The organism is Streptomyces apocyni (assembly GCF_009739465.1).
GTDB lineage: Bacteria > Actinomycetota > Actinomycetes > Streptomycetales > Streptomycetaceae > Streptomyces > Streptomyces apocyni.
The window spans coordinates 126312-152434 of the sequence record NZ_WHOM01000035.1 but is presented as its reverse complement, the minus strand read 5'-3'; the positions used below and the strand labels follow the sequence as shown (position 1 = coordinate 152434).

The 26123-nt window shown below is 71.3% G+C and carries 23 protein-coding genes; 11 read left to right on the top strand and 12 right to left on the bottom strand.

Annotated features, from left to right (window positions below; translation table 11 throughout):
• Positions 1-283, bottom strand: a 283-nt coding sequence (locus GCN81_RS03715) for an IS110 family transposase (protein ID WP_456115044.1), incomplete at its 3' end; no start/stop codon positions are given.
• Positions 284-556: 273 nt separating this feature from the next.
• Here GCN81_RS03715 and GCN81_RS03710 point away from each other — a divergent pair.
• Both GCN81_RS03710 and GCN81_RS03705 read left to right on the top strand, forming a co-directional pair.
• Positions 557-1438: a helix-turn-helix domain-containing protein gene (locus tag GCN81_RS03710; RefSeq protein ID WP_156721982.1), complete on the top strand. Its 882-nt coding sequence runs from the start codon at positions 557-559 to the stop codon at positions 1436-1438.
• The gene (locus GCN81_RS03705; RefSeq protein ID WP_156721981.1) at positions 1435-1641 is read left to right on the top strand and encodes a DUF397 domain-containing protein; all 207 of its coding nucleotides are present in this window, start codon (positions 1435-1437) and stop codon (positions 1639-1641) included. The genes GCN81_RS03710 and GCN81_RS03705 overlap by 4 nt, the downstream gene beginning before the upstream one ends.
• Before the next feature lie 104 nt (positions 1642-1745).
• Here the strand turns inward: GCN81_RS03705 and GCN81_RS03700 are convergent, their stop codons facing one another.
• Both GCN81_RS03700 and GCN81_RS03695 read right to left on the bottom strand, forming a co-directional pair.
• The gene (locus GCN81_RS03700; RefSeq protein WP_156721980.1) at positions 1746-2288 is read right to left on the bottom strand and encodes a GNAT family N-acetyltransferase; all 543 of its coding nucleotides are present in this window, start codon (positions 2286-2288) and stop codon (positions 1746-1748) included.
• Positions 2289-2298: 10 nt separating this feature from the next.
• Entirely contained in the window at positions 2299-2988 is a 690-nt protein-coding gene (locus GCN81_RS03695) for a TetR/AcrR family transcriptional regulator (RefSeq protein ID WP_156721979.1), read from the bottom strand.
• A 141-nt stretch (positions 2989-3129) separates the two neighbouring features.
• Between GCN81_RS03695 and murJ the strand changes: the two genes are divergently transcribed.
• Complete coding sequence (gene murJ, locus GCN81_RS03690; RefSeq protein ID WP_156721978.1) at positions 3130-4812, top strand: murein biosynthesis integral membrane protein MurJ; 1683 nt, start codon at positions 3130-3132, stop codon at positions 4810-4812.
• A 512-nt stretch (positions 4813-5324) separates the two neighbouring features.
• On the opposite strand, the gene GCN81_RS31710 is transcribed toward murJ, so the two are convergent.
• The 4 genes from GCN81_RS31710 to GCN81_RS03670 form a co-directional block, all read right to left on the bottom strand.
• On the bottom strand, positions 5325-5612 hold the full coding sequence (locus tag GCN81_RS31710) for an integrase (protein WP_197287460.1): 288 nt from the start codon (positions 5610-5612) through the stop codon (positions 5325-5327).
• 279 nt (positions 5613-5891) lie between these two features.
• Positions 5892-6998 (bottom strand): PDR/VanB family oxidoreductase, encoded by a 1107-nt coding sequence (locus tag GCN81_RS03680; RefSeq protein WP_156721977.1) that lies wholly within the window; start codon positions 6996-6998, stop codon positions 5892-5894.
• 1 nt (position 6999) lies between these two features.
• Positions 7000-7914: a metal-dependent hydrolase gene (locus GCN81_RS03675; protein ID WP_156721976.1), complete on the bottom strand. Its 915-nt coding sequence runs from the start codon at positions 7912-7914 to the stop codon at positions 7000-7002.
• Between the two features lie 137 nt (positions 7915-8051).
• Positions 8052-8672, bottom strand: coding sequence for a TetR/AcrR family transcriptional regulator (locus GCN81_RS03670; protein WP_231626336.1), 621 nt, complete (start codon positions 8670-8672; stop codon positions 8052-8054).
• Positions 8673-8738: 66 nt separating this feature from the next.
• Here GCN81_RS03670 and GCN81_RS03665 point away from each other — a divergent pair, with 66 nt between their 5' ends.
• Both GCN81_RS03665 and GCN81_RS03660 read left to right on the top strand, forming a co-directional pair.
• Positions 8739-9782, top strand: a complete 1044-nt coding sequence (locus GCN81_RS03665; RefSeq protein ID WP_156721975.1) for a saccharopine dehydrogenase family protein — start codon at positions 8739-8741, stop codon at positions 9780-9782.
• Positions 9779-10624: a class I SAM-dependent methyltransferase gene (locus tag GCN81_RS03660; RefSeq protein ID WP_156721974.1), complete on the top strand. Its 846-nt coding sequence runs from the start codon at positions 9779-9781 to the stop codon at positions 10622-10624. The genes GCN81_RS03665 and GCN81_RS03660 overlap by 4 nt, the downstream gene beginning before the upstream one ends.
• A 334-nt stretch (positions 10625-10958) precedes the next feature.
• Here the strand turns inward: GCN81_RS03660 and GCN81_RS03655 are convergent, their stop codons facing one another.
• Both GCN81_RS03655 and GCN81_RS03650 read right to left on the bottom strand, forming a co-directional pair.
• Positions 10959-12896, bottom strand: a complete 1938-nt coding sequence (locus GCN81_RS03655; protein WP_156721973.1) for a hypothetical protein — start codon at positions 12894-12896, stop codon at positions 10959-10961.
• A 79-nt stretch (positions 12897-12975) separates the two neighbouring features.
• Positions 12976-16200, bottom strand: coding sequence for an alpha-N-acetylglucosaminidase (locus tag GCN81_RS03650; RefSeq protein ID WP_156721972.1), 3225 nt, complete (start codon positions 16198-16200; stop codon positions 12976-12978).
• A gap of 140 nt (positions 16201-16340) precedes the next feature.
• On the opposite strand from GCN81_RS03650, the gene GCN81_RS03645 reads away from it, so the two are divergent.
• Positions 16341-16790: a hypothetical protein gene (locus tag GCN81_RS03645; protein ID WP_197287459.1), complete on the top strand. Its 450-nt coding sequence runs from the start codon at positions 16341-16343 to the stop codon at positions 16788-16790.
• A gap of 101 nt (positions 16791-16891) precedes the next feature.
• Here GCN81_RS03645 and GCN81_RS03640 read toward each other — a convergent pair whose 3' ends face one another.
• Positions 16892-18385, bottom strand: a complete 1494-nt coding sequence (locus tag GCN81_RS03640) for a DUF1996 domain-containing protein (RefSeq protein ID WP_156721970.1) — start codon at positions 18383-18385, stop codon at positions 16892-16894.
• Between the two features lie 283 nt (positions 18386-18668).
• Here GCN81_RS03640 and GCN81_RS03635 point away from each other — a divergent pair, with 283 nt between their 5' ends.
• Together GCN81_RS03635 and glnII are read left to right on the top strand one after the other, a co-directional pair.
• A complete protein-coding gene (locus GCN81_RS03635; RefSeq protein ID WP_156721969.1) occupies positions 18669-19307 on the top strand; it encodes an RlpA-like double-psi beta-barrel domain-containing protein in 639 nt (212 codons plus the stop codon).
• Positions 19308-19556: 249 nt separating this feature from the next.
• Positions 19557-20588, top strand: a complete 1032-nt coding sequence (glnII, locus tag GCN81_RS03630; protein ID WP_156721968.1) for a glutamine synthetase — start codon at positions 19557-19559, stop codon at positions 20586-20588.
• An 81-nt stretch (positions 20589-20669) separates the two neighbouring features.
• Here the strand turns inward: glnII and GCN81_RS03625 are convergent, their stop codons facing one another.
• Positions 20670-22127: a PepSY-associated TM helix domain-containing protein gene (locus GCN81_RS03625; RefSeq protein ID WP_156721967.1), complete on the bottom strand. Its 1458-nt coding sequence runs from the start codon at positions 22125-22127 to the stop codon at positions 20670-20672.
• Between the two features lie 81 nt (positions 22128-22208).
• Entirely contained in the window at positions 22209-22913 is a 705-nt protein-coding gene (locus GCN81_RS03620; RefSeq protein ID WP_156721966.1) for a hypothetical protein, read from the bottom strand.
• 133 nt (positions 22914-23046) lie between these two features.
• On the opposite strand from GCN81_RS03620, the gene GCN81_RS03615 reads away from it, so the two are divergent.
• The 3 genes from GCN81_RS03615 (at position 23047) to GCN81_RS03605 (ending at position 26084) form a co-directional block, all read left to right on the top strand.
• Complete coding sequence (locus GCN81_RS03615) at positions 23047-24036, top strand: NAD-dependent epimerase/dehydratase family protein (RefSeq protein ID WP_156721965.1); 990 nt, start codon at positions 23047-23049, stop codon at positions 24034-24036.
• A 156-nt stretch (positions 24037-24192) separates the two neighbouring features.
• The gene (locus tag GCN81_RS03610) at positions 24193-25449 is read left to right on the top strand and encodes a sensor histidine kinase (RefSeq protein ID WP_156721964.1); all 1257 of its coding nucleotides are present in this window, start codon (positions 24193-24195) and stop codon (positions 25447-25449) included.
• Complete coding sequence (locus GCN81_RS03605) at positions 25434-26084, top strand: LuxR C-terminal-related transcriptional regulator (RefSeq protein WP_156721963.1); 651 nt, start codon at positions 25434-25436, stop codon at positions 26082-26084. Before GCN81_RS03610 ends, GCN81_RS03605 begins: the two co-directional genes overlap by 16 nt.
• Positions 26085-26123: the final 39 nt, after the last annotated feature.

The window sequence follows — 26123 nt, the reverse complement described above, 5'->3', positions numbered from 1 at the left end:
CGTCGATGCCCTCCTGGCACAGAACCCGGGTCAGCGCGGCCCCGAAGGAGCCGGTGCACTCGACACCGGCCCGGCGCAGAACACCGAACGACCTTGCCCAGGTGAGTAGTTGGCGATAGCCGATGGCGGTTGCCGGGAACTCCTGCTGGGCGAGCGAGGCGCCCAGGGTCGTGATGACGGCGGCAACATGGACGTCCTTGTGGGTGTCCACCCCCAGGATCACGTCCTCGGCCTCCTCGGCCGGGGCGGGGACCCGCTGGGCGGGCAGCGTGGACTGGGGCATGCCGGTGACGGTCACGAGGCTCCTTGGACTGGGTCTGGTGGCTGACACCGGTCCGGTGGGCGGTCAGAACTGTGACGGTGCTTTGTGCAGCAAAGCCCCTATCGGGACACGTTCACCGGGTCGGCGGCAGTACGCACCGCAGGGGGCCAGGGCCGACAGTTCCACTCCAAGGCAGCTGCGGCCAGTTGTCACACGGGTCAGGCTCCGGCCCCCCTGCGGCACACCACGATCCTCACAGTTGTCGCACACGCACCGGACGGACAGACTTCGGGCATGGCCTTGAAGAGGAGCCTGGTCCCGCAGTCCGTGTACCGACGTCAGCTCGCCGCACGACTGAAGGAACTGCGTGACGTCGCGGGTCTCACCCTCACCGAGGTCGCCGAGCGGATCGAGGTCAACCAGGGGTCGCTGAGCCGGATCGAGACCGGCGCCCGCGGCACCTCGCCGGTCCTCGTCCGCGCGCTGCTCGACTGCTATGGCGTCGAGGGCTCGGCCGAGCGGGCCGACGTACTCGATCTCGTACGAGCTGACAAAGAGCAGCAGAAGCCGTGGTGGCGCAAGTACTCCACCGTCCTGACCGCGACGCGGTACGACGGTTACCTTGCCTTGGAGGCCGGGGCCGTGTCCCTCGCCAACTACCAGCCGATGCTCGTTCCCGGCCTGCTCCAGACCGAGGACTACGCGCGCGCCGTCATCTCCCAGATGCGGATGGAACTCACGCCGCCGCAGGTGGAGGACCTGGTCAAGGTCCGTATGGAGCGGCAGCGCAGCCGACTGGACAGTGAGAAGCCCGCCAAGGTGTGGGCGATCATCGATGAGGCGGTGCTGCGCCGCACGGTCGGCTCGTCGGACGTCATGTGCGAGCAGCTGCGCCAGCTGATGGAAGTCAGCGAGAAGCCGAACGTCACGGTGCAGCTTCTGCCGTTCGTGCTCGGCGCACACCCAGGGCTGTACGGTCCGTTCGTCATCCTGACTTTCTCCGAACCTACCCCGAACCTGGTGTGGTTGGAGAACCCCAAGAACTCCGTGTACCTCGAGGCCGCCGACGACGTCGGTAACTACACAGAGATCTTCGACCAGTTGCGGGCCCGCGCCCTCGGCCCGTCCGAGACCCGTACCCGTATCGCACGCATCAGCGAGGAGCTCGAGAAGTGAGCCAATCCTGTACGCCCGCCCCGCACGACTTCCTCTCGGAGGCGCGCTGGCGGAAGAGCTCCTACAGCGGGGGCGCGAACGACTGCGTGGAGATCGCGGAGCTCGGAACGCGGTATGTGGTGGTGCGCGACTCGAAGGAGCCGGGGATGCGGCCGCTGGTATTCGAGCGGGCTGCGGTGTGTGCGTTGGTTACGGCGGTCTGAAGCGGTTGAGGCGCACCCCTTCCTATCGTCCAGGAAGGACGAGGCCCCAGGGTCATCACCCAGCGGTTCGGTGACCTGGTCGTGGTCTCCGGCGCGGGGCACCGTCACGTCGCGAGCGGCAGCCGCTTGTCCAGCCGCCTTTCCAGCCGCTTCTCCAGCAGCGTCACCCCGTAGGTGCCGCCTCCGGCGCCTTGCTTGGCCGGCTGCTCGCCGACCACGGAGTATCCGGCCGCCTCGTAGTACGCCCGCAGGCGCGGGTTCGTCGTGAGGCAGTCCAGGCGGGCCCAAGACCGCCCCATCGAGGCGATCCGACGCTCGGCGGCGTCGAGCAGTGCCCGCCCGGTCCCGGCCGGGGCCCCGCGCCCGGTCATCAGCCGGTGCACATAGCCCGCCACGGGCGGCTGTTCACCCCACGCCGGAACGTCCTCCCACCACAGCTCCCAGGCACCAACGGCCGCTCCCTCAGCCTCGCCGAGCCAGACCTCGCCCTCCTGTATCCAGCGCCGGAAGTGGTCCTCGTCCCTCTCGCCCGGCTTCCACTGGTCGATGCCGTGCTCGATCATCCAGCGTGCGGCGTCGTCGTACAGCCCGACGAGCGTGGCGAGATCGGCGGCGCAGTCCCTCGCGGGACGGCAGGAAACGTTCATGCCGGTCCGCCTAGGGGGCAAGGGCGATGAGGCGGGCCACCAGTTCGCTGAACGGGCCGTCCACCGGTTCCGTCGCCAGCACCCCGCGCAGGATGTCCGCCATCTCCTCGTCGTACGCGGCGCTCACCGCGAGCAGTGCCGCGAAGTCGTGCACCAGCTGCACCTCCAGCTCGCGGCGCGGTATCCGGCGCCCCTCCAGCCAGATCAGGGCCGTCGACTCGGCGAGCGAGACCCAGGACCGTACGACCAGCTCCAGGCGCGCCGGAGGGCGGGCGATGCCGAGGTGGGTGAGGATCTGTTCGTACGCGGCCTGGCGGACCGAGTCGATCAGGGCGTTGGTGGCGGAGGAGCCGACGGCGGGGCCGCCCCGCATCAGGGCCGAGAAGCCGGGGCCGTGCTCGTCGACGAAGTCGAGGTAGCGGCCCGTCACGCGCAGCAGGCGGGCGCCCAGGGGGCCTTCGCGCGGTTCCACGAACCGGCCCGCGAGATCCTCGGCGGCGCGGCGCAGCGCCGCCTCGTACAGGCTCATCTTGCCGGGGAAGTAGTGGTAGACGAGGGGGCGGGAGATGCCCGCGGCCGCCGCGATCTCGTCGATGGAGACCTCGTCGGGGGAGCGGTGGCTGAACAGATCGAGCGCCACGGCGATCAGCTGTTGCCGCCGCTCCTCGACACCCATCCTGCGGCGCACCCCGGTTGTCATACGAACACTTTAATACTGGCGCAGAGCACTTGTTCCGTTGCTGTCGTATTCCTGGTCCACGGTCGCGGCGATGGTTGGCTGCACGACTGTGTGGGAGGGAGCCAATTGGGCCCCCGAGATCTCGGGGCATAGGTTGACGGCATGGTCGAGGGGGCGAACTCCGCGGCGCAGACCATGCCGCAGGAGCAGCAGAGAAGGGGTCGGCATGCCGCCCGCCGGAAGAAGGACAAGGGCGGGCTGGCTCGTTCGTCCCTACTGATGGCTATTGGCACCGTGGTGTCACGAGCGACGGGACTGATCCGCCAAGTGCTGCAGGCCGCAGCGCTCGGCACAGGTTTGCTGGCCAGTACGTACAACACGGCGAACACCGTGCCGACGAGCCTGTACACGCTGCTGATCGGTGGCGCGCTCAACGCCGTGCTGGTGCCGCAACTGGTCCGAGCTAGGGCAACGCAGCCCGATGGCGGACGCGCTTACGAGCAGCGTCTGGTCACGCTCGTGGTCTGTGTACTGGGTGTGGGGACGGCGCTGGCGGTGTGGGCGGCGCCGCAGATCGTGGGCCTGTACATGCGGGACACCCCGGACAGTCACGAGGCGTTCGAGCTGACGGTGACGTTCGCGCGGTTCCTGTTGCCGCAGATCTTCTTCTATGGGCTCTTCAGTATCTATGGGCAGGTGTTGAACGCGCGCGAGAAGTTCGGGGCGATGATGTGGACCCCGGTGCTGAACAACGTGGTGCTGGTCGGCATGTTCGCCGCCTATCTGGGGCTGATGACGGTGCCCGACCGGGTGGAGGACATCACCACCGACCAGGTGCAGTTGCTGGGGGTCGGGACGACGGCAGGCATCGCCGTGCAGGCCTTGGCGCTGATCCCGTTCGCGCGGTCGGCTGGTTTCCGTTTCCGCCCGCGGTTCGACTGGCGGGGCACTGGCCTGGGCAAGAGCGTCCATGCGGCGAAGTGGACGCTGCTGTTCGTCTTGGCCAACCAGGTCGCTCTGACGGTGGTCACGAACTACGCCAATGCCGCCGACCAGGAACTGCCGCAGGCCGGCGCGGGCTACTCGGCCTACACCTACGCGCAGACCATCTGGATGCTTCCGCAGTCGATCGTGACAGTGTCCCTGGTGACGGCATTGCTGCCGCGTATGAGCCGGGCCGTCGCTGAGGGGCGCATCCCGGATCTACGCGCGGACCTGTCCCGGGTGCTGCGGATCAGCGGCGTGGTCATTGTGCCGACCGCGTTCCTCTTCCTCGCTCTGGGGCCACAGCTCTCCTCGCTGCTGTTCGCCCACGGGGCGGCGGATGCCGCCTCGGCCCGCCCGCTGGGGTACATGCTGCAGGCGTTCGGACTCGGGCTGATCCCGTTCTCCGCCCAGTACCTGCTGTTGCGCGGCTTCTACGCTTTCGAGGACACCCGCACTCCGTTCTTCATGGCGGCCTGGATCGCGGGCGTGAACATCGCCCTGGCCACCGCCTGTCATTTGCTTCTGCCCGCCCGCTGGGCGGTCGTCGGCATGGCCGGCGCCTACACCCTCTCCTACGTGGCCGGTCTCGCACTCACCGCGCATCTGCTGCGTAGGAGGCTTGGGGGTCGCATCGACGGCGGCGGCCTGCGCCGCACCTACGTGAAACTGTTCTGCGCCGCGGGCCCGGCTGCTGGGCTGGGCTGGGCTGCAGCGCGTGCGTGTGCAGGCCTGGGAAGTGGAACGTGGCCCACGGCCGTCGCACTCGCTGCCGGGACGCTGGCGACAGCCGTGGGGTATCTCCTTCTCGCCCGGCTGATGAAGGTCAACGAATTGCGTTGCCTGCCCGGGATGCGCTGAGTCCAGGCAGACGATGCAAGGAGGCGTGCTTTATGGACGCAACCTCCCGTGCGCGTCTGGCGATGTAGTCAGTCCAATTGCGTTTGACGAAATTCGCCCAGTCCGTCGCGTTGTCGATGCTGGTCCCGGTAAGAACGGCAAGGATTGAGGCAGGAACGTCGGATGCCAGCGCGAGACGGGCGGTGTTGCGGCCCGCAAGGCCGCCCGGTCCGAGCCTCCTGAGCTTCAGGTAGATGTACTGCGACTGGATGGGGCGGGCTGGGTTCAACCCGGCGAACAACCACGAATTGTGCTGGCAGCACGGTTGGATTCCCAGGCGTCCTCGGCGTGATGGAGCTGCTGCCGGACCAGGTGAGCCAGCCGTGGAGGCAGTTTCAGGAAGCCTCTTGCGGATCGAGTCGACCCTGCCGTCGGCAGCGTCGAAGAGCTGCTTCGTCGTAGGTCAGCGGCCGTCGCCCTGGACCACCCTCGTACTCGCTGCTGTGAGTGATGGTGCTCCACTCGTGAAGAATCTACGCGGGCTGCTGTCTGAAGGAGTCGTAGCAGACCTTGGGCCAGTCGTAGCGCTCGTCAGTGATGTAGTCGCAGAACATCCGTATGGCGTTCTGGTAGTTGCGGGCTTCTGACACCGCGAACGTCGCCCGTCGTCCTCGCAAGTGATCAAGGAAGGCTTCAACCTCACCCGGTTGCCATTGCCAGGGGTAGAGGTTGGAGAACTCCGCGAACCGCTTCAGCAGCGCCAGGCGCGGCTTGACCGTGGCATCAAGTTTAAGAACCGCGATCGCTGCTGCCTCGCCCACCCTTCCAGCACCGCGTCGAACACGGCCGACTCGGGGTCGAGATGGACCACCCCCTGAGCCAGGACCAGATGTGCGGCACCCGGCATTCCCGGCGCATCACTCACGTTGCTGATGATGCAGCATCGTTGAATCTGCCTGACGGGCAGGTCAGACTCGACCCGCTACCCGATCAGCGTCGGGCAGCGTGCCATTCGACTTGGTAGCAGGCACTTCATCACCGACGTTCTATGTCGCGTCGGATGCGATACCGCCCGTTTTGGCCGGGGGGCGATCAGTACGTCACAGATCGAGCACCAATCCCTCGTCGCCGCCGCGTGATACGCAGATCAGCATCGAGTGCGCGCGCTCGGAGTCCGTCAGCAGCTCGTCGCGGTGGTCGATCTCGCCGCCCAGGACCCGTTGTTGGCAGGTTCCGCAGAAGCCCTGCTGGCAGGAGTACGGGGTGTCGGGCAGCTCCCGGCGTACGGCGGTGAGCACCGACTCGTCCGGCCCGACGGTGACCGTCCGCCCGCTGCGCCGCAGTTCGACCTCGAACGGCCCGCCGCTGTGGCCCGCCATGGCCGTTGCCGGAGGCGCGAAGCGCTCCAAGTGCAGGGTGCAGCCGGGCGGGAGCGCGGCGGACACCGCGTTCATCAAGCCCTCGGGGCCACAGCAGTACACCGCAGCAGCCTGCTCGGCCGTGGAGAAGAGCGCGCCCAGGTCCGGCAGCCCCGCCTCGTCCTGCGGGACCACCGTTACCCGGCCCGTCCCCGCGCCCAGCTTCTCGATCTCCTCCAGCTCTTCAAGGAACGGCATCGAGGCCCGGTCGCGCCCTCCGTACAGCAGCCGCCATTCGGCCCCCGACGCCTGGGCGGCGCGCACCATCGGCAGGATCGGGGTGATCCCGATGCCGCCCGCGATGAAGACGTACGCGTGCGACGACTCCAGCGGGAAGCGGTTGCGGGGGCCGCGTACCTCGATCTCGGTGCCCTCGCGCAGCTCCTCGTGTACCTCCCGGGAGCCGCCCCGGCCGCCCGCGTCCTCGGGGATCAGGCGGGTCGCCACGGTGTACGAGGTGGGGTCGGCCGGGTCGCCGCACAGGGAGTACTGGCGGACCAGGCCGGACGGCAGCACCAGGTCCAGGTGGGCGCCGGGCTCCCAGGCGGGCAGCTCCCGCCCCTCTAGGCGCAGTTGGACGACTCCGTCGGCAATGGTCTCCCTGCCGATGATCCGCATCCGCCGCGTCCGGGCGCGGGGGCGGCCGGATACCGGCCGCTCCAGGGCGGGCATCGGCCATAGCGGGGAGCGGGCGATCCGGCGTCGCATCGCCCGCCTGGCGAGCAGCGCGGCGCCGACTCCGGCGGCGGCGATGAGCGTACGGGTGCGGGTGCGGTGCGTGCGCGGCATCTCAGGCAGCCCCCTTCGCGCGTACCTCAGGCGCCTGCTCGCGGGCCTCGGCGGCGAGCGCGGCGGGCGACGCGGCGAGGTACGCCAGCGCCTGCCGGGTCGAGCCCTCCTGGGAGGGGTGGTAAGCGCGGCTCAGATAGCGGGGGATGGACCGCGCCATCGCCCCCGTCGTCGGCAACACGCCCTCCCGGCCCTTGGCGAGGAACTCCCGCACGCTTGCCTTGCCGCTGCCGCCCACCAGCGTCGGGTCGTTCGCCATGAAGAACCGCACCCCGCGCTGCCACAGGAAGACCAGCGCCCCGAACGCCGCGGCCCAGGTCCTGACCCGCCGCCGATAGCCACCGTCGACGTGCAGGAACAGGTCGAAGGCGACCGAGCGGTGCTCGACCTCCTCGGCACCGTGCCAGCGCAGCAGATCCAGCATCGTCGGGTCGGCGCCACGCCGGTCCAGCGCGTCGGCGTTGAGCACCCAGTTACCCAGGAACGCCGTGTAGTGCTCGATCGCCGCGATTGTCGCGACCCGCTCCATCAGCCACCACTCGCGGGCCTTGCCGGGCGGCAGCGTCCGGTCCCCGAGTAGCTTCTCGAAGAGCCAGTCGACCTGCGCGGTGTACGGCGTGGGGTCCAGGCCTTGTTCCCTGAGGTGCGGCAGTACCTCGTCGTGGGCCTGTGAGTGCATCGCCTCCTGCCCGATGAACCCGATCACGTCCGCGCGCAGCCGCTCGTCCTTGATGTACGGCAGCACCTGTTTGTAGACGTGCACGAACCAGCGTTCGCCCGCGGGCAGCAGGAGATGGAGCACGTTGATGGTGTGCGTGGTGAACGGGTCGCCAGGTATCCAGTGGAGCGGCGTCTCCTCCCACGCGAACGACACCTTCCGCGCCTTGAGTGGAGCCTGAGCCTGCTTATTAGACATAGCGTCAATGTACTGACGGGTACTCCCGTGGCAACACCCTTGCGCGCGGGGTTTCTCACCCGGTCGCGGTCATCCAGCCCCGGAATCCCCGCTCGGACACCAGGGGGTAACTGGCCGCCCCGTAGCTACCTGGAGGGTCACGGGAGCAGTTGGCGTACGAGGGTGTCTGCCGCCCAGCGTTCCCAGCGGGCCGGGGTCCAGCCGCGGGTGTTGACCAGCAGGCCGTAGGTCTCAGGGCCGAGGACGGTCAGCGCGATGTCCGCGGCCGACGCCGCGTCGTGCCCGTCCCGCAGCCTGCCGCCGGCCTTGGCCACCAGCGCCTGTGCGAAGCGCAGTTGCACGGTGTGGCGCTGCTCCTGGTTGGTCCGCCAGAGCGCGGCGAGTTCCGGGTCCGCGGCGGCCGCACCCTGTACGACCTCCAGGACCGGCGCGGCACGCCGCAGGATGACCCGGGCGCCTGTGGCCTGGCGGGCGAGCTGGGCGGCGGGGTCCGGCTCGTCGATGACCTCGCGGGCCCAGGGGCGGTCGAGTGTCGCGACCGGGTCCGAGTCACCGGAGATCACCGTGTCCAGCAGTTCCTTGAGCAGCGCGCGCTTGTTGCCGAACGTGAAGTACACGGTCTGCACACCGACTTCGGCGGCGCGGGCGATGTCCTCGACGGTCGTTGCGGCCCAGCCGCGCTCGACGAAGAGCCGGGCCGCGGCATCGATCATGCGCTGCCGGGTGTGACGGGCTTTCTCCGCGCGGGTCAGGGCCACGGACTTCTCCAGGGGTTCTCACGAAACTTTGACTGTAGTGACACTACAGTGCTATTTCATTGGAGTATGACTACAGCGAAACCTGGCGGCCGGGACGGGCGAGTACTGGTTGTCGGCGGCTACGGAGCCGTGGGCACGACCGTGACGTCCACGCTCGCCCGATGGCTGCCCAACCGCGTCCTGCCCGCCGGGCGCAGCGCGGCCCGGGCCCGCCAGGACGGGGGCGTACGCGTCGACGTGGCCGACCCGGACGGCTTCCGGCAGGTGCTGGACCGGCTGGGGGACGTGGCCGCGGTGGTGTTGTGCGTCGAGCCACCGGACACGGGCATCGCACGTGCGTGCCTGGAGCGCGGTATCCATCTGGTCGACATCGGCGCCACCCGGCGGCTGCTCGACGGCGTGGCGGAGCTGCACGATGTGGCGGCCGCCTCGCGAGCCACGGCGGTGCTCAGCGTCGGCGTCGCACCGGGCCTGACGAACCTGCTCGCACGCCGTGCGCACGACGCCGTCGGCGGCGCGGAGCGCCTGGACCTCACCGTGCTCCTCGGCTCCGGCGAACGGCACGGCGGCGACGCGGTGCGCTGGACCGTCGAGGGGCTCGCCGAGCCCGTCACCGCTCGCCCACGGCGGACCGCCCTGCCCGGATACGGCAGCAGGACCGCCCACCCGTTCCCGTTCTCCGACCAGCACACCCTGCGCCATACGCTCGGCGTCCCCGAGGCGACCACCCGGCTGTGCCTGGACTCCCGGCCGCTGACCGGAGCGCTCTTCGCCCTGCGGCGCGCCGGACTGCTCCGGGCCGTCCGCCGGCCGGGCGCACGACGGATGCTGATCGAGGCCTTGCGCCGGGTGCACATCGGCGGCGACGGCTTCGCGGTGCGGGCCGACGCCTGGCGCGGCGACCAGCACGCGGCGTACGCACTCACCGGCCACGCCCAGAGCCGCGTCACCGGACTGGCGGCGGCGTACGTCACCCGGGAGCTGCTCACCGGCACCCCACCACCCGGGGTGCACCACATCGAGCAGCTCCCGGTGCTGGCCGGGCTCCCGGAGGCGCTGGCCGAGCACGGTGTCACGCTCCACTGGCTCGGCGACGGGGGTGAGGAGTGAGCAGCGCGACCGGCGGCGCCTGGCGAGGTGGTGACTACGCTGCCGCGGGTGACGCCTGGGCCCATGCCGCAAACGAGGTGGCCGCACTGTCCCTGGCCGAGCTGGGGCATGTGCCGGGCCGCACCGCGGACACCCCCGCGCCGCGCGTGCTCGACGTGGGCACCGGCACCGGACCCGCCGCACTGGCCGCCGCCGCGGCGGGCGCCAGGGTGGTCGGCCTGGACCGGGAGCCGGACCTCCTGCGGATCGCCGCGCGGCGTGCACACCCCACGCACCGGGCGCGGCACGCCGGACACGCGGCGGTGTGGTTCGTCGCGGGGGACGCGCTGGCCCTCCCGTTCCCGGCGGATTCCTTCGACGCCGTCCTGTCGACCTTCGGCGTGATGTTCGCGCCCAGCCCGGACCGGGCCGCCGCCGAACTGGCCCGGGTCTGCCGCCCCGGAGGACTGCTCGCCATCGCCTCCTGGACCCCGGACGGGGTACTGGGCCGCATCGCCCCGACGGTCACCCGGCACCTCGACCACCCGCCGCCCGGGCCATCCCCGACACGCTGGGGAGACCCCGAACACGTACACGCATGGTTCACGCCGCTCCCGGTGGCCCTGCGTACCCGCGTCGCCCACGTCCGCATCACCTACCCGTCCGTCGCCCACGCCGTCGCCGTCTTCGAGAACAAGCCCGGCCCCCTGCGCGCACACCGCGCTGCCCTGGCGGCCACGGGACGCTGGGAACAGGCCCGCGCCGACCTGGCCGCGCTGTTCGAGACCCACAACCAGACCTCGGACGGCACACTCGTCCTGGATGCCCCCTATCTGCTCGCCCTCGGCCGGATGAGGATCTGACCGGCCTGGAGCGGCCCTTGAACCCCCGCCTGCACCCCACTCCTGCCGCATTTCAGCCGCCTGCCGTCGGCCCCACGGGCGTTCACCCGATCAGCTCAACGAGGGCACCAAGCGCTGGGCAACGGCGCGTGCGGATTCCCAGGAACTACGGGTGGGTTACTTGCTCCCCGGTGTCTGGGCTAGGTCGTGTCCGCAAAGTCCCGTCGTCGCCCGGACGCCGCCGGGCAGGCGGGACTTTGCGGACACGACCTACGACTTCGGGGTCCATCCCGTCGTCCGCCGAACCAGGCACGCCGGAAGGGGCTCCGCTGGCAAGGGCTAGCGCCGGAAAGGGCTAGCGCAGGCCCGACACCTCGGTGCCGTCCGCGAGGCGGCCCTCCAGTTCCGCCTGGGCGCCCTGCTTGGCGGGGGTCGCGAGGACGTTGCCCTGGGCGGTGCCCTTGACCCCGCCCGTAGCCGTCACCGAGACGACGTCCTTGCTGCCCGCCGCCAGCACGTACCAGCTACCGCCCGACGACTTCCACAGCACCCCGGCGAGCACCCGCGCCGACCGCGCCCCGCACGCCGGTGAGTCCTCGGCCTTCGCCGCGATCGCGCCCGACTCGCTGCCCGGCGGGTGGAACTGGGCGAGTGTCCTGCTGCCCGTGCCGCGCCAGGTGTCGGCTCTGGTACACATCCAGGTCGCCGTGCCGTTCGCCTCGGGCAGCTGCTGGTACGAGTACGGCCAGGAGTTCACCGTACGGACGCCACCCGCGCCCACGGCGGACAGCAGGCAGGCGGTGCCGGACCAGCTGGCGCGCGCCTTGGCGGTGGAGACCTCGCGCGGGGATTCGGGTCGGCCCCAGGTGAGCTGGGCCGGGGTGAGCTCGCCGAGGTCGGCGTGCAGCCGGGTCGCGGTGGCGTCGCGCAGCTCCAGCGTGTTGACCGTACGGCACTCGCCCTCCCGTACGGGACTGGCCAGCGGGTCGGTCACGCCGTCGGCGTCGACGCTCAGCGCCTTGGGGCCCGCGTCCGGCTTGAGGAGGTCGCGCACGGCCGTACCGGTCACCCAAGGCGCCGTCAGATAGCGGACGTTGCCGTTCAGGCGGCTCACCACGATGGCGCCCGACGTCGCCGCGTCCGCGCCGTCGACCCGGGCGAAGTCCAGCGCGACCCCGCCCTCGCCCTCACGCGGCTCCGCGTACCGGACGACGCGCAGCCCGTCGTACAGCAGCACCACCCGCGCCTGCCCGACTTCGCCCGCGTACAGCAGTTGCGCGGGGCCCGGGGGAGCCCCGGACGGGGTGCCGGGCGTCGCCGAGACCTGGACCGACTCGCCGGGCCGCGCCCAGACGGCCAGCGCCCGGCGCAGCAACTCCTCGTCGTCGGTGAGCGAACCACGCGCGGGCCACACGGAGAAGTCCGTACGGGCCGCGGTCTTCCACGCCGTGGCCGGTACGGTCGTCAACCGGCCCGGGTCGAGGGCCGCCTCGCCCGCCGGGTTCTTCGCGTACGGGGGTGCCGCGGCGCCGTCCGGACCCCAGCCGTCACCGGGCAGCCCGAGCAGCGCCCCGCAGACCACGACCGCGGCGATCCCGGCCAGCGCGGCCCTGCCATGCTGGCGGCGGCGCATCAGATCGGTGGGCCGGGCCTGGAGGGAGCACGGGTCGAACTCCGGGGAACGCAGCAGGGCCGGGGGCGACTCGATGTCGTCCGCCTCCTCGAGCGCCGCGTCCGGGTCGTCGACCCCGGCCGCGTCCAGCAGCCGCCGTACCTCCGCGTCCGGCAGCCGCTCCAGGCCGCGCAGCACGAACGCGGCGCGCGCAGGGGCGCTCAGCGTGGACAGCGCCTGGTCCAGGGCCAGTTCATCGGCGCCGCCCGAGCGCGGGAAGAGCCTGAGACCCCACACCTGGGGGAGCAGCGGCGGCAGTTGCGCGCGCCGAGGCCAGGCGAACCGCCACAGCGGCAGCCCGGCCCGCAGCGCGCCGCGCAGCACCCGCAGCCGCACATACGCGTAGCCGGGGTCGCCACCGGGCCCCTGGGGGCCGCCGCCCTGCCCGGGGACGGCCGCCTCCTCGCCCGCGCCCGCGGCGCGGCCCCTGGGCAGCGCGCGCTGGGTGAGGGCGTGCGCGGTCAGCACGCGGCGGTTGCGGCCGAGCGACGGGGGCAGGACCAGGTAGCCCAGCCGCACCAGTCGCGGATAGTGCTCGACGAGTGCGGCCTCGGCCTGCTCCACATCGACGGGGGCACCGGGTTGGGGGGCGGGGCGCGTGGCGACATCCGGAGAACTCACGTTCAGCAGAACGAGCGAATCGCGAGTTGGTCACCCGGCACGGACCGACACGGGCCCCCTTACCCAGGGCCCCAGGCGCTCACCCGATCCGCCACCCGCTGAACTCCACCGTGCCCCGCCCCCCGCGCCCGCCGTGCGTCGCCGACATGAACAGCCCGGCATCCTGGACCTTCGCCGCACCCGGCACCACCACCGTCGCGACCGTCCGCCACGCGCCCTCGCCGTCGGCCGAGCACTCCGCGCGGTACGAGCCATCACCCGTACGGGTGAGCCGCAGCAGCACCGGCGCCGTGATCCCGGTGATCCGCCGAAACGTGTCCACTGTGCCGTCGCCGTTGGTGTCGTAGGAGAGCACCACGCCGTTGGCCGGGGTGACCGCGAGGTTCAGGAAGCCCGGAGAGCCGGGCGTGGACAGGGAGTCGCGGACGATGATCCCCGCGCGCGCCCAGGGCCCCGTCACCTCCTGGGAGTCCACCCGCACGGTGACGGCCACGCCGTCCCGTAGCGCCCCCTCGCGATACGCCGTCCCGAACTCCGTCGTCCCCTTCCACAGGTCGGCCCCCGAGCCGTTGATGGCGTACCGGTCTCCCAACTGCCCAAAGACCGCCCCACTGTTCGTATACGTCCGCCACCCCGCGTCCAGCGGACCCGCCACGTACAGGCTGCCGCGCGACTCGGCCGTGACCGGCTGCTCGCCCCGGGGCCCGTACCGCGTGCGCAGCGCGTACGGCACCGGTCGCAGCGGGTCGGTGAGCGGCTCGTCCGGTGCCGCCGCCCGCCAGACCGCCTCGCCCGTCCCCGCGGGCGGCACGGACGGCAGCGAGGTGTCGCCCTCCGGCTCCGGGTCGAGCCCGGAGGCGGTGAGGGTGAAGTCGACGCGGCCGGTCGCCCGCAGCCCGTTGACGTTGCGGAAGACGGCCCGCACGCGCGCCTGCCCACCGGGCGGGAACGCGGACGGTTCGGCGGTGACGGTGACCGTGCCCTGGTAGGGGGCGGCGGCCAGCACGTCACGCACCCGACGGGCGGTGCGGTACGCGTCACCGACCGGCCGCACCGGATAGACCGCGCGCTCCCGGGTCCACGGCTCCTCGACCGCGTACCAGTCGAACGCCGCGGGCTCCCGGCCTCGCGCGAGGGCGTCCTCCAGCTCATCCAAGTACGCCTGCCACTGCGGCAGATGGAAGTCGCCGATCAGGCCCTGCCAGTCGCGGTTGGCGTAGTTCGCCAGCCGCCCGCCGTCCGCGGTCACCCGGTCCGCCCAGGTCGTGACCAGCACCCGCGCCGTCCGCTCCAACGCGGCCTCCTCGGCGGCCGACGACGCCGACTGCCGCGCGTCCGCCAGCCACGGCCCGAGCAGGAACGCCTGGTGCGCGCCGGTCATGTCCTCGCTCAGCCGCATCAGCTTCAGCCAGAGCCGGGCCAGCGCCTTGAAGGTGTCCAGGTCCGCGCGCTCGTACGCCGCCTTGAGCTGGGGCAACAGCTGCCAGGACCGGTTGGCGATGGCCTGGCGGCCCAGATCCGTCACGTCGTAGCGGTACGCGTCCGAGTGACGCAGCGACGCCCGGACGCCGAGCAGCGAGGCGAAGGCCCGGTCGAAGTCGCCAGAGTCGAAGGCCGGGGAGTGCGTCGCGTAGTAGGTACCGGAGTTGGCTGACAGACTGGGCCGGGCGGCGAAGATCGAGTCATGCGGGCGGCCGTCGGTGCTGGTGATCTGGTACGCGGTGTCCCGCAGCGCCCCGAAGGCGGCGCGGGCCGCGTCGTCCCGCTCCCCGTACCGCAGATCGGCGTACGCCTCGAACCACTCTGTACGATCGACGGGCTCCCGCCGCCAGGCCAGTTCGCTGAACAGCTCCAGGGCGGCCGGGTCGCGCTCGGCCGCCTCCGGCATGTAGGCGGTGCCGACCAGGGCGGAGCCCGGCCGGTCCCGCCACTCGGTGAACCGCTCGGTCCACTGGTGTGTCCTGGCGCCGATCGTCGTACGCCCGCCGAAGTTGGGGATGGTGCCGAAGGCGTACGGCGCGCCGCCCCAGTCCCGCTCCCGGTCGGTGACTGTTGGCAGGTCGGACAGGCCGTCGACGACGAGCAGATGCTCCTTGTCGAGCGCGTCGAGCAGCTCACGGCGCGGGTTCGCCTGCCAGCCCAGGATCGCCCACACGGCGCCCGGGCGCGCGGTCCGCAGCGCCGCCTCCACGGCGCGGGCGGCCTCGGGCACCGGGACGTCGCCGGGTCTACCCCCCTCGTGCAGCAGATCCATCTTGAAGTGCTGTACGGGACCGAACAGTTCGGCCTGGTGACGGTAGAACGCGGCGGCTACCTGCCGGAAGGCCGCCGTGCGCGGGTCAAGCCAGTCGGGCCGCTTCAGGCCCGCCCAGGTGCCCTGCGGGATGGTACGGGCCCCGGGATTGCGCGCCGCGAAGCCGTCCGGGACGGTCCCGAAGTAGCCGGGCAGCACGGGACGCATCCCCAGCTCACGCATCCGGTCGGTGATCCGGCGGCCCAGTTCCGCCCGCTTGGCGATCAGTTCCGGGCTGAGCGGGCCGCCGTACTCGCTCATGTTCTGCAGCAGCCACCACGGCTGGTGCGAGGGGGCGGGCAGCCACGCTCTGGACTCGGCGTCGGAGTACCCGAAGTCCCGCAGCAGCCGGTGGTAGACGGCCTCCTGCCCGACCGTGACCAGCACCTCGTTGCAGCCGTGCAGGGCGAGTACGTCGATGAGCCGCTCCCAGCGCGGCCAGTCGGCGTACGGCGCGGTGTAGCCGTCGTGGGTGTCGTTGAAGGCGAACCGGTGCGGGACGGTCGCCGACCGCTCCAGCGGGGCGCCGGGCGCGGGCAGCCGTCCCGGAAGCCGTAGCTGGGAGCCCGACCAGGAGATATGCGCCCCGCACACGTACTTCAGGTACCAGTGGACGCCGGTCAGGGCGGCGGCGGGACCGGTGGCGGCGACCCTGATCCGGCCGGTGGACGCGGTGGACCCGGTGGACTCGGTGGACCCGGGTGCTCCGGTGACCCGGAACCGGTCCGGGCCGCCGCGCGCGAGGCGGCTGAGCGTGAACTGGTGGGCGTGGTGGGGGAGCAGCCGGGCCAGCGCCCGCCGCGCGGGCGCGGTGTCCCAGCCGCCCGAATCCGAGTCCGGGTCCGGGCCGGAGTCCGGGTCCGGGCCCAGGTCCGAGTCCGGGCCCAGGTCCGAGTCCGGGTTCCGGTCCTGGGCTGGTACCGCCGTGGCGGGGGAGTGCCCCGTGAGCGCGGCTCCGGCGCCGAGCGCTCCGGCGGCCCCCAGCAGCGTACGGCGCGGCAGATCCGGCATCAGTGCTCCTCCAGAGTGCGCGGGCGACGACAGGAGTGTGCGCAGCGCACGTTAACGACGGGCACCGGGCCGGACAACGAGACTCGCGCAACCTGGCGGTTTCCCCTCGCCAGGCGGGCTGAAAGGGCACGATGAGACGTATGCGCGGACAGCACACAGGAGTTCTCCTGGCAGCGGGCACAGCCATGCTGGCGGCCCTGCTCATCACCGGATGTACGACGGACGGCGACAGCGTTCCCGACACGGCTGAAGGCAGCCTGGAGGAGATCGCCGCCAAGGTCGACTGCGAACCTCGCGCGAGCCGCGACGCGGCCGAGCTCCGCCAGGCCAACTGCGAGACCGACGACGGCCGGTTCGTGCTGGCTACCTTCGCCACCGACCGCGGCCAGCGCGAGTGGCTCAACGAGGCCAACGACTACGGCGGTACGTACCTGGTCGGCCGGAAGTGGGTCGCGGTCGGCGAGAAGAAGGTGGTCACAGCGCTGCGCGGCCAGCTCGGCGGGACCGTGGAGGAGTCCTCTCACCACTCGGGGAGTAGTGGTGGTGGGGGGAGCGAGGACGGAGATCACTCCGGTCACCAGTCGAGCTGACCGCGCAGGTTCGGGTGTGGGGGGTGGTGGGGCCTGACCGGCCCGGACCGGTCAGGCCCGGACCTGTCAGGCCAGGCCAGGCCAGGTCAGGTCAGGTCAGGTCAGCGGCAGTTTCGGCCGTCGTTGATGCAGCTCACCATCCTGTTCATCAGACGCTTGTTGAAGACGTTGATGAAGTCTCCGTGGTCGGTGATGGGCTTGTGCAGCTGCTCGGGGAACGAGTCGACCGCGAAGTTCCGCTCCGCCGGGATGTCGTAGACGATCCGCTGCTGGAGCTGGGGGATGGCCCGGAAGCCGCGCGGGCAGGAGCCGTCCTCCTGGGCGAACGCCACATGGGTGCGGTGGTTGGCGCTGTCCGTGTTCTTGCCGTCCCAGCAGCTCTGGAAGTTGAAGGTACGGACGACGTCGCTGCCTTCGGGACACAGCGGGTACTTGTCCTTGAGCTGGCGGTCCTCGAAGCCGGTACAGCTCCAGGACGCGTTCGCGTTGGCGTCGCCGTTGGTGAACGCCTTGGCGTCGCCGGTGATGATGCGCAGGAAGCGCGGCATCGCGGTGACCCGGCTCTTCGGGTTGCCGACGAACTTCAGCTCGACCTCGGCGGGGCGCTGGATCTGGCCCACGTTCTGGTCGTTGCCGCCGCCGTCCTCGTTGGCGTCGCGTTCGTCGGCGCCGTTCTGGATGCGCAGGACCGGCCAGTAGTACGTGGAACGGTCACCCTGGTTCCGGCAGGTGGTGGCGCCCCTGGCCAGGTCGCGGTCGCTGGCGAAGGCGTCGTTGGCCTGGTTGCCGACGTAGTCGTGCATATGGTGGGCGCCGTTGCTCACGCCGGGGGCGACGATGATGTTGTCCGAGTTGAACTTGCCGTTCGCGTTCACCCCGCAGTCGGTCGAGAAGGTGCCCCTGGACGCGCCGCGGCGCTGGCGGGGCTCGCTCACGTTGGGCTGGACGGACTGGATCTCGACGAAGTCGTCGGCCGCGGGGCCGTTGCCCGCCTGGCCGCCGTTGCCACCCTGGCCCTGGCCCTGGTCGTTGTCGCCTTCGTTGTTCCCGTTTCCGTTTCCGTTGTTCCCGTTGTTCCCGTTGTCGTTGTTATCGCCGTTGTTCTGGTTGTCATCGGCGCGCAGGGTGCACCGTGCCAGGGCTTTCAGGCCCTCGGGGCGTTCGGCTGACCTGCCGATGGAGATGGCGATCCGGTCGATGGCCGCCGTACGCTTCGATGCCAGCGGCCCGAGGATGATGTTCTGCGCCGCGTTCGGGTCCTGCTCCAGCTGGCGTTTGGTCTCGGCGAACCTCTGGTACGCGTCGGTGATCTGCGTGTCAAGGTTGGCGAGTTCACGGTCCACCTCGGCCCGCGCGCTGTCCGGTACCTCCCGGAGCTCGTTGCCGACGTCAGGACAGTCGATGGTGGACAGCCGCTGTACGGTCTGCTGCTTAGTGTCGTTTCGCTCATCGCCACCTCGGCCGGACCAGCCCTCACCCGCCGAGGCGTAGACATTGGCCGCGACCAGACCGCCCGCACCGAGAATCAGCGCGGCAGCGGCCGCGATCGCCCGCCGGGCAGGCGTTGAGCGTCGTTTACGTGTTGCGTTTCCCATGGGACTCCTAGCTTCGGTGCCGGGGGACGTGTGGGGTGTCCGGCAGGGGAGAAGCGCTCCGTTCCATACGGGGATGATGGGGCGGGTGTTCAAAGCGGGGCTCATTTCATGGCAACCTCCGAACGCAACTCCCCCGCAATGCGGGCGGATTGGGCGAAGCCGGTGGCGCGGTGTGGCGCCCGTCATAGGAGTGATGGCTGAACGGCACCGACGCGCCTGGCGTACGTAGCGGCACACCAAACGCTTCCGGCCGTGGTTCTCCATGGCTGGAGAGGAGGTACGCGTGTCACGCAAGAGGACTCTCACCCCGAGGAAGAAGATCGCGCTGCTGCTGGGCGCGGTGGTGCTGGGCGGCGGCTCCGCCGCGACTCTGGCGGCCACCAGCCAGGCGGCTAGCACGAGCACCAGCCAGGCCTCGTCCGTGGTGTGTGACGGGCTGGCTACCGCACGGGCCAACAACGAGGGCTTCATCGCCGCGCAGCGGGCGAACCCGGACGCCCAGTCCGAGGCGCGGATCGCCAACCGGGAAGCCGTCATCGAGGAGATCAAGCGCAAGCAGGAGGCCTCGGGCTGCTCGGCGGACGCCTCCGACGACGAGGCCGCCGCGCCCGAGGCCGAAGCGCCCGACGAAGCGCCCGACGAGGCGTCCGGAGCGGGCCAGCCCGGCGCCGTCGGCGACGTGGTCTGCGCCGGGTCCACCGTGACGCTCTCGGGCGAGGGCGGCGCCCCGGCCGCGTCCAGCAACCAGTTCCCGGCCGGTACCGAATTGAAGGTGACCAACCTGGACAACGACAAGTCGATCACGGTGGAGGTGACGTCGGCCTCCGGGAGCTGCGTCCTGCTCAATGACGCGGCGTTCGAGGAGGTCCGCGAGGCGGGCAAGTTCCTGATCCGCAACGCCCGGATCGAGCGGGTGGGCTGACCGGCGCCCGGCTGACCGGCTGACCGGCTGACCTGAAGCGCGCTACGCGAAGGGCGGGGGCGGCCTGTATACGACCGGGGCGGGCCGCCTCCACACCCGCTGGTGCGGGTGTGCGGGACGCGTTACATGGGGTTCACAGTCGGGCAATGGACGGGAAATCGCTGGTTGCCAAGCTGCGGCTACAGCGTGCTGGTCACCCGCCGCCGCTGGGACAGCACCCGCAGCACAGCCCGCAAAGGATGGCGCCCCGTGACGTTCAAGGCCGAGTACATCTGGATCGACGGCACCGAGCCGACCGCCAAGCTCCGCTCCAAGACGAAGATCATGGACGGTTCCGGCGCGAGCCTCGCCGAGCTTCCCATCTGGGGCTTTGACGGGTCCAGCACCAACCAGGCCGAGGGCCACGCGTCGGACTGCGTACTCAAGCCGGTCTTCTCCTGCCCGGACCCGATCCGCGGTGGCGACGACCTGCTGGTGCTGTGCGAGGTCCTGAACACGGACATGACCCCGCACGCCACCAACACCCGCGCGCAGCTGACCGAGGTGGCGGAGAAGTTCGCCGCGCAGGAGCCGATCTTCGGCATCGAGCAGGAGTACACGTTCTTCAAGGGGGCGCGCCCGCTCGGCTTCCCCGAGGGCGGTTTCCCGGCCGCGCAGGGCGGCTACTACTGCGGTGTCGGCTCGGACGAGATCTTCGGCCGTGACGTCGTCGAGGCGCACCTGGAGAACTGCCTCGCGGCCGGTCTCGGTATCTCCGGCATCAACGCCGAGGTCATGCCAGGCCAGTGGGAGTTCCAGGTCGGCCCGCTGTCCCCGCTGGAGGTCTCCGACCAGCTGTGGATCGCCCGCTGGCTGCTGTACCGCACCGCCGAGGACTTCGAGATCTCCGCGACGCTCGACCCGAAGCCGGTGAAGGGCGACTGGAACGGCGCGGGCGCGCACACCAACTTCTCCACCAAGGCGATGCGCGAGGGCTACGACGCGATCATCACCGCCTGTGAGTCGCTCGGCGAGGGCTCCAAGCCGATGGACCACGTCAAGAACTACGGCGCGGGCATCGACGACCGGCTCACCGGCCTGCACGAGACGGCCCCGTGGAACGAGTACAGCTACGGCGTCTCCAACCGCGGCGCCTCGGTCCGTATCCCGTGGCAGGTCGAGCAGGACGGCAAGGGCTACATCGAGGACCGCCGTCCCAACGCCAACATCGACCCGTACGTGGTGACCCGGCTGATCGTCGACACCTGCTGCACCAGCCTGGAGAAGGCCGGGCAGGTCTGATCTGAGGGTGTGGGTCTGATCTGAGGGTGAACGCGTGTCGAGGGCGCCCCCGCCACTGGCGGGGGCGCCCTCACGCGTGGGTCAGGCCCCGGCGCGAGCCCGCGTGACGAGGCCTGCGGCCGCGTCGATGACCAGGAACGCCAGCAGGCTGATCCCCAGCATCGGCACGAACCAGCCGACCAGCGCGGCCACGGCCGCCAGCGGCAGCAGTCCGGGCAGCGGGACCTTCCGCCACGCGCCGCGCGGCATCGGCCGCCCGACGCTCAGCGCGCGGTCCCTGGTCGGGCGGCGCAGCCACCACATCCGGTAGCCCCAGACGATCAGCAGCAGCGTGCCCACCATCAGGGCGGCCAGCGCGAGCTGGTTGGCCAGACCGAACAGGACACCCATGTGGGCGGCGATCCCGATACTGGTCAGCTGGGCGAGCATCGGGTAGTCGGCGAACCGGAGGGTGTCCACGACCGTACCGTCGGCCGGGTCGATCGCCACCGAGTCCAGGTGGAGCGGGACCTGCTTGTCGGTCTGCCGGACGACGTAGCCGCTGTCCTCCGACGGCAGCGAGATGGTCAGCTGGCCGTCGATACCCTCGGCGCGGGCGATCTCCAGGACCCGGTCGAGGCCGATGTCGGGGCCCTGGTGGCCGGTGGCGCCGTGGTCGCCGCCGTGGCCCTCGTGCCCGCCGCCCGAGGCTGGGGCCGCGCCACCCGCGAGGGTCGCGTCCACCGAGGGCGTCTGCCCGCCGAGCTGTGACCTCAGTGCGCCGATGCTTTCGCCCGCGTACCGCGACCAGGTCAGCCCGGTGGCCGAGAGCAGCACCAGTCCGAGCGCGGCCCACAGCCCGACCGTGCCGTGCCAGGACAGCGTCTTGGTGCGCCCCTTGCGTTGCCCGGTGGTGGGGATGACCAGGTCGCGGCGCCTGGCGCGTCGGCGTCCGAACCAGAGCGCCACGCCGCCGAGCGCCACGACCCACAGCCAGCTCGCGGCGAGTTCGCTGTAGTTCCGTCCGAGCTCGCCCAGGTGGAGGTCCGCGTGCAGCTGGGACAGCCAGGCGCGTAGCGGCAGGGCGCCCGAGCTGCCGTAGCTGGCGAGTTCCCCGCGTACCTCGGCGGTGTACGGGTCGACGAAGACGGCGAGGGACGCGTCGTCGGCGACCTTCGGCGAGTCGAACAGGACCCGGGTCGTCGCCCCGTCCTCCGACGACGGCCACACGGCGGTGACGGTGGCGTCGTCGGGCTGGGTCTCCCGGGCGGCGGCGACCTGCTCGCTCAGTGGGAGGGTGGTGTCACCGACGGGGGCGCTCAGCTCGTAGCGGTAGACGGCCTTCTCCGCCTGGAAGGACAGCGCGTAGAGCAGCCCGGTCGTGGCGGCGATGAACAGGAAGGGGGCGATCAGCACGCCCGCGTAGAAGTGGAGCCGCAGGAGGAGGGGGCGCAGGGCGGCCCAGGTCGACTGCCGCGCTGACTGCTTGGTTTGGTCTGGTTGGTCTGGTGTGTCTGGTTGTTCTGAAGTGTCCGGCTCAGGCCGGGCGTCAAGGGTCATGACGTCCTTCGGTGTGCGTACGACGGCAGGGGAAACCGCACCCACGGCGTCGCCGAACGCGAAGGAGTCAGAGAACCGGGGTCAGGGCGCGGTGGGCGCGTAACGAGGGAGTACGCCCACCGTCGGCGGTCCGCGCCGGGAGACCACATGGGCCAGGTCGGCGGTACGCGGGCGGGCCCCGCCGCGCCCCGGCCGTGGCAGCCGTACGCGGCCCGGCGCCGATGGCACCCGTACGACCGCCAGCAGCAGCCGCACCGGAGCGAAGGCCAGCGTCCGCAGGGCGCGCAGCAGACCGAAGAGCGCCGCCTCACCTCGCGCGAGCCACAGCGCGCAGACGGCGGCGGCCAGCAGATGCGCGGCGAGCATGCCGGTGGAGCCGTGGCTGGCGGCGTCCAGGAAGGCGGGCTCATCGGCCACGGGCGGGGCTGGGTGGCCGCCGCCGTGTGACGCCATCGCGGTGCTGTGGCGCGGGGTGTGCGCGTGCACTTGTGCTTGTGCTTGCGCGGAACCGTGCGAAGCAGCCGCGCCGTGCGGCTGCGCGAGCGAGAAGATCAGGTGCAGGGCGCCCTGCACCCCGACCAGTACGGCCCCGATCGACCAGACCCCGCGCCGCCGCGCGCCCGCGAGCCAGGCGATGCCCAGGGTGACGCCGAACGCGGCCAGCAGGGCGCCGAGCGGGAGGGTGTGTCCGGACATGGACGTATGTCCCGCACCGGCCAAGGTGACGCACACCGCCGCGAAGAGCGCGGCCCGCAGGGCGCGCATCGGCGACCGGGCATCCGTCATAGCCGTTCATCGTGCCACTCCCGGCCCGAAAAGTAAGCGGTGGGGTCGGTTCCCCTTCCTCTGGGAGCGGAAGCTGTTCCCCCGGAGCGGAATCCGATACCGGGGCTGGCTTTGGCGCGGCAGAGTCGCCGCCATGAGACTTCTGATGCTGGGTGGTACGGAGTTCGCGGGGCGCGCGGTCACCGAGGCGGCGCTGGCCCGAGGCTGGGAGGTGACCGTCTTCCACCGCGGTCGGCACGAGCCCCCGGCCGGTGTCACGGCGCTGCACGGCGACCGTACGAGCCCCGACGGGCTCGCCGCGCTCGCCGACGGTGAGTGGGACCTGGTCGTCGACACCTGGTCGGCGGCGCCGAAGGTGATCCAGGAGACGGCCCGGCTGCTGGCCGACCGGGTGGGTCGCTATGTCTATGTGTCCAGTTGCTCGGTGTACGCCTGGCCCCCGGCGGCCGGGTTCACCGAGGACGCCCCGCTGGCCGACGGCGCGCCTGACGCGGAGCAGACCGCCTATCCGACCGACAAGCGCGGCGGCGAGCTGGCCGTCGTCGAGTCCTTCGGCGCCGACCGCTCGCTGCTGGTCAGGGCGGGGCTGATCATCGGGCCGTACGAGAACATCGGACGGCTGCCGTGGTGGCTGAACCGGACCGCGCGCGGCGGGCCCGTGCTCGCTCCGGGGCCCCGCGAGCTGCCGTTGCAGTACATCGACGTCCGTGACCTCGCCGCGTGGCTGCTCGACGCCGCGGCGGCCGGACTCAGCGGGCCGTACAACCTGGTCAGCCCGCGCGGGCACACCACCATCGGCGAGCTCGTCGAGGCCTGTGCGCGGGTCACCGGCGGGCGGGCCGAACTGCGCTGGACCGCGCCCGAGGTGATCACCGACGCCGGGATCGAGCCGTGGTCGCAACTGCCGATCTGGGTGCCGCCGGGCGGTGAGCTGCACGCCGCGCTGCACGGCGGCGACACGTCGAAGGCGGCCGCGGCGGGCCTGAAGTGCCGCCCGGTCGCGGAGACCGTCGCCGACACCTGGGCCTGGCTCCAGTCCATCGGCGGCGTGCCACCGCAGCGGCCCGACCGGCCGGTCGTCGGTCTCGACCCCGCCGTGGAGGCGACGGTCCTGCGGGGCTGAGGGGCCGCCGCCCCGGGCGGGGGTGGGGCGTGGAGGGTGGGGGGTGGTGCTGGCTACACCCCCTGTCCGGGGCGTTACCCCCGTGCGCGGGGCACCGCCGCCCCGCCAGACTGGGGCCACACGGCAACACAGGGCACGGACGAGGAGCCAGTCACGATGAACGCCACACGGGTGCGCGACGCCCTGATCGCCGGTGCGCGGGGGCTGGCGCTCGCCCTGCTGGGCTTCGCCGGATCGGTCACGCTGTTCGTTCTGTCGGTGCTGTCGATCGCCTTCATCACGCTCGGCGTCGGTGTGTTCACCACCCCGCTCGTGCTCAGGCTGGTGCGGGCCCACGCCAACCACCGTCGGCTGCTGGCCGCTCAGTGGTCGGGGGTCAGGGTCCCGGTCCCGTACCGCCCGCTCCCGCCCGACCCGCGCACCGGCGTCACCGGCCAGGTCGAGCGCACCGTCCATCTGCTCAAGGACCCGGCGACCTGGCGGGACCTGCGATGGCTGCTGACGGACATGACGGCCGGAGGCGTCGTCGCGGTCCTGGCACCCGGACTGATCGCCGAGGGGATACTCGGACTGCTGCTCCTCGGCGGCCTCTGGAAGCCGATCGGCGGCTACTGGTACGCGTTCATCCCGGTCTACAGCTGGCTCGGCGCGTTCTTCGCCGCGCTGCTCGGCTGTGCCTGGCTGATCCTCGCGACCTACGTCAACCCCCTGCTGGTCCGCACCCACTTCAAGATCGCCGCCGTCTCGCTCGCCCCCACCCGGAAGGCTGAGCTCGCCCAGCGCATCGACCGGCTCACCGAGACCCGTACCGACGCCGTCGACTCATCGGCGGCCGAGCTGCGCCGGATCGAACGCGACCTGCACGACGGCGCCCAGGCCCGGCTGGTCGCCATGGGGATGGACCTCGGCACCATCGAGGCGCTGATCGAGAAGGACCCGGCCAAGGCCAGGCAGCTGCTCGCGCAGGCCCGGCAGTCGTCCGCCGAGGCGCTCACGGAACTCCGCGACCTGGTCCGTGGCATTCACCCGCCGGTGCTCGCCGAGCGCGGCGTCGGTGACGCGGTACGGGCCCTGGTGCTGCGGCTGCCGGTACGCACCGACGTCGAGGTGGAGCTGCCGGGGCGGCTGGAGGCGCCGGTCGAGTCGGCCGCGTACTTCGCGGTGAGCGAGGTGCTGACGAACGCGGTCAAGCATGCGGGCGCGGACCGTATATGGGTGGATCTGCACTACAGGGACGGCATGCTGCGCATCGCGGTCACCGACAACGGTGGTGGCGGCGCCAGGATCGGAGCGGGCAGTGGACTGACCGGAGTTGAACGGCGACTGGGTACATTCGACGGCGTCCTGGCCGTCAGCAGCCCCGCGGGCGGTCCCACCATGGTGACCATGGAGATCCCTTGCGCGTTCTGCTAGCCGAAGACCTCTTCCTGCTGCGCGACGGTCTGGTGCGGATGCTGGAGGCCTACGACTTCGAGGTCGTCGCCGCCGTCGAGACCGGCCCGGAACTCACCAGGGCCTTCGCGGAGTTGGAGCCTGATGTCGCCGTGTGCGACGTACGTCTTCCGCCCTCGCACACCGACGAGGGGCTCCAGTGCGCGCTCGCCGCACGCCGGGCCAGGCCGGGGCTGCCGGTCCTGGTCCTCTCCCAGCACGTCGAGCAGCTGTACGCCCGTGAGTTGCTGGCCGACGGCAGTGGCGGAGTCGGCTACCTCCTCAAGGACCGGGTCTTCGACGCCGAGCAGTTCATCGACGCGGTACGCAGGGTCGCGGCGGGCGGCACCGCGATGGACCCGCAGGTCATCCAGCAGCTGCTGTCCCGCCGGGCCACCGACCCGCCGCTCGGCGGGCTCACTCCGCGCGAGAGAGAGGTGCTGGAGCTGATGGCCCAGGGGCGTTCCAACGCGGCGATCGCCGGTCAGCTCTTCGTCACCGAGCGAGCCATCGCCAAGCACACCTCCAACATCTTCGCCAAGCTGGACCTGCCGGTCTCCGACGACGACAACCGCCGGGTGCTCGCCGTTCTCGCGTACCTGGACCAGGGCCGCTGACGCACGACTCGCGCGCACGATTCGCACGACTCGCGCGCA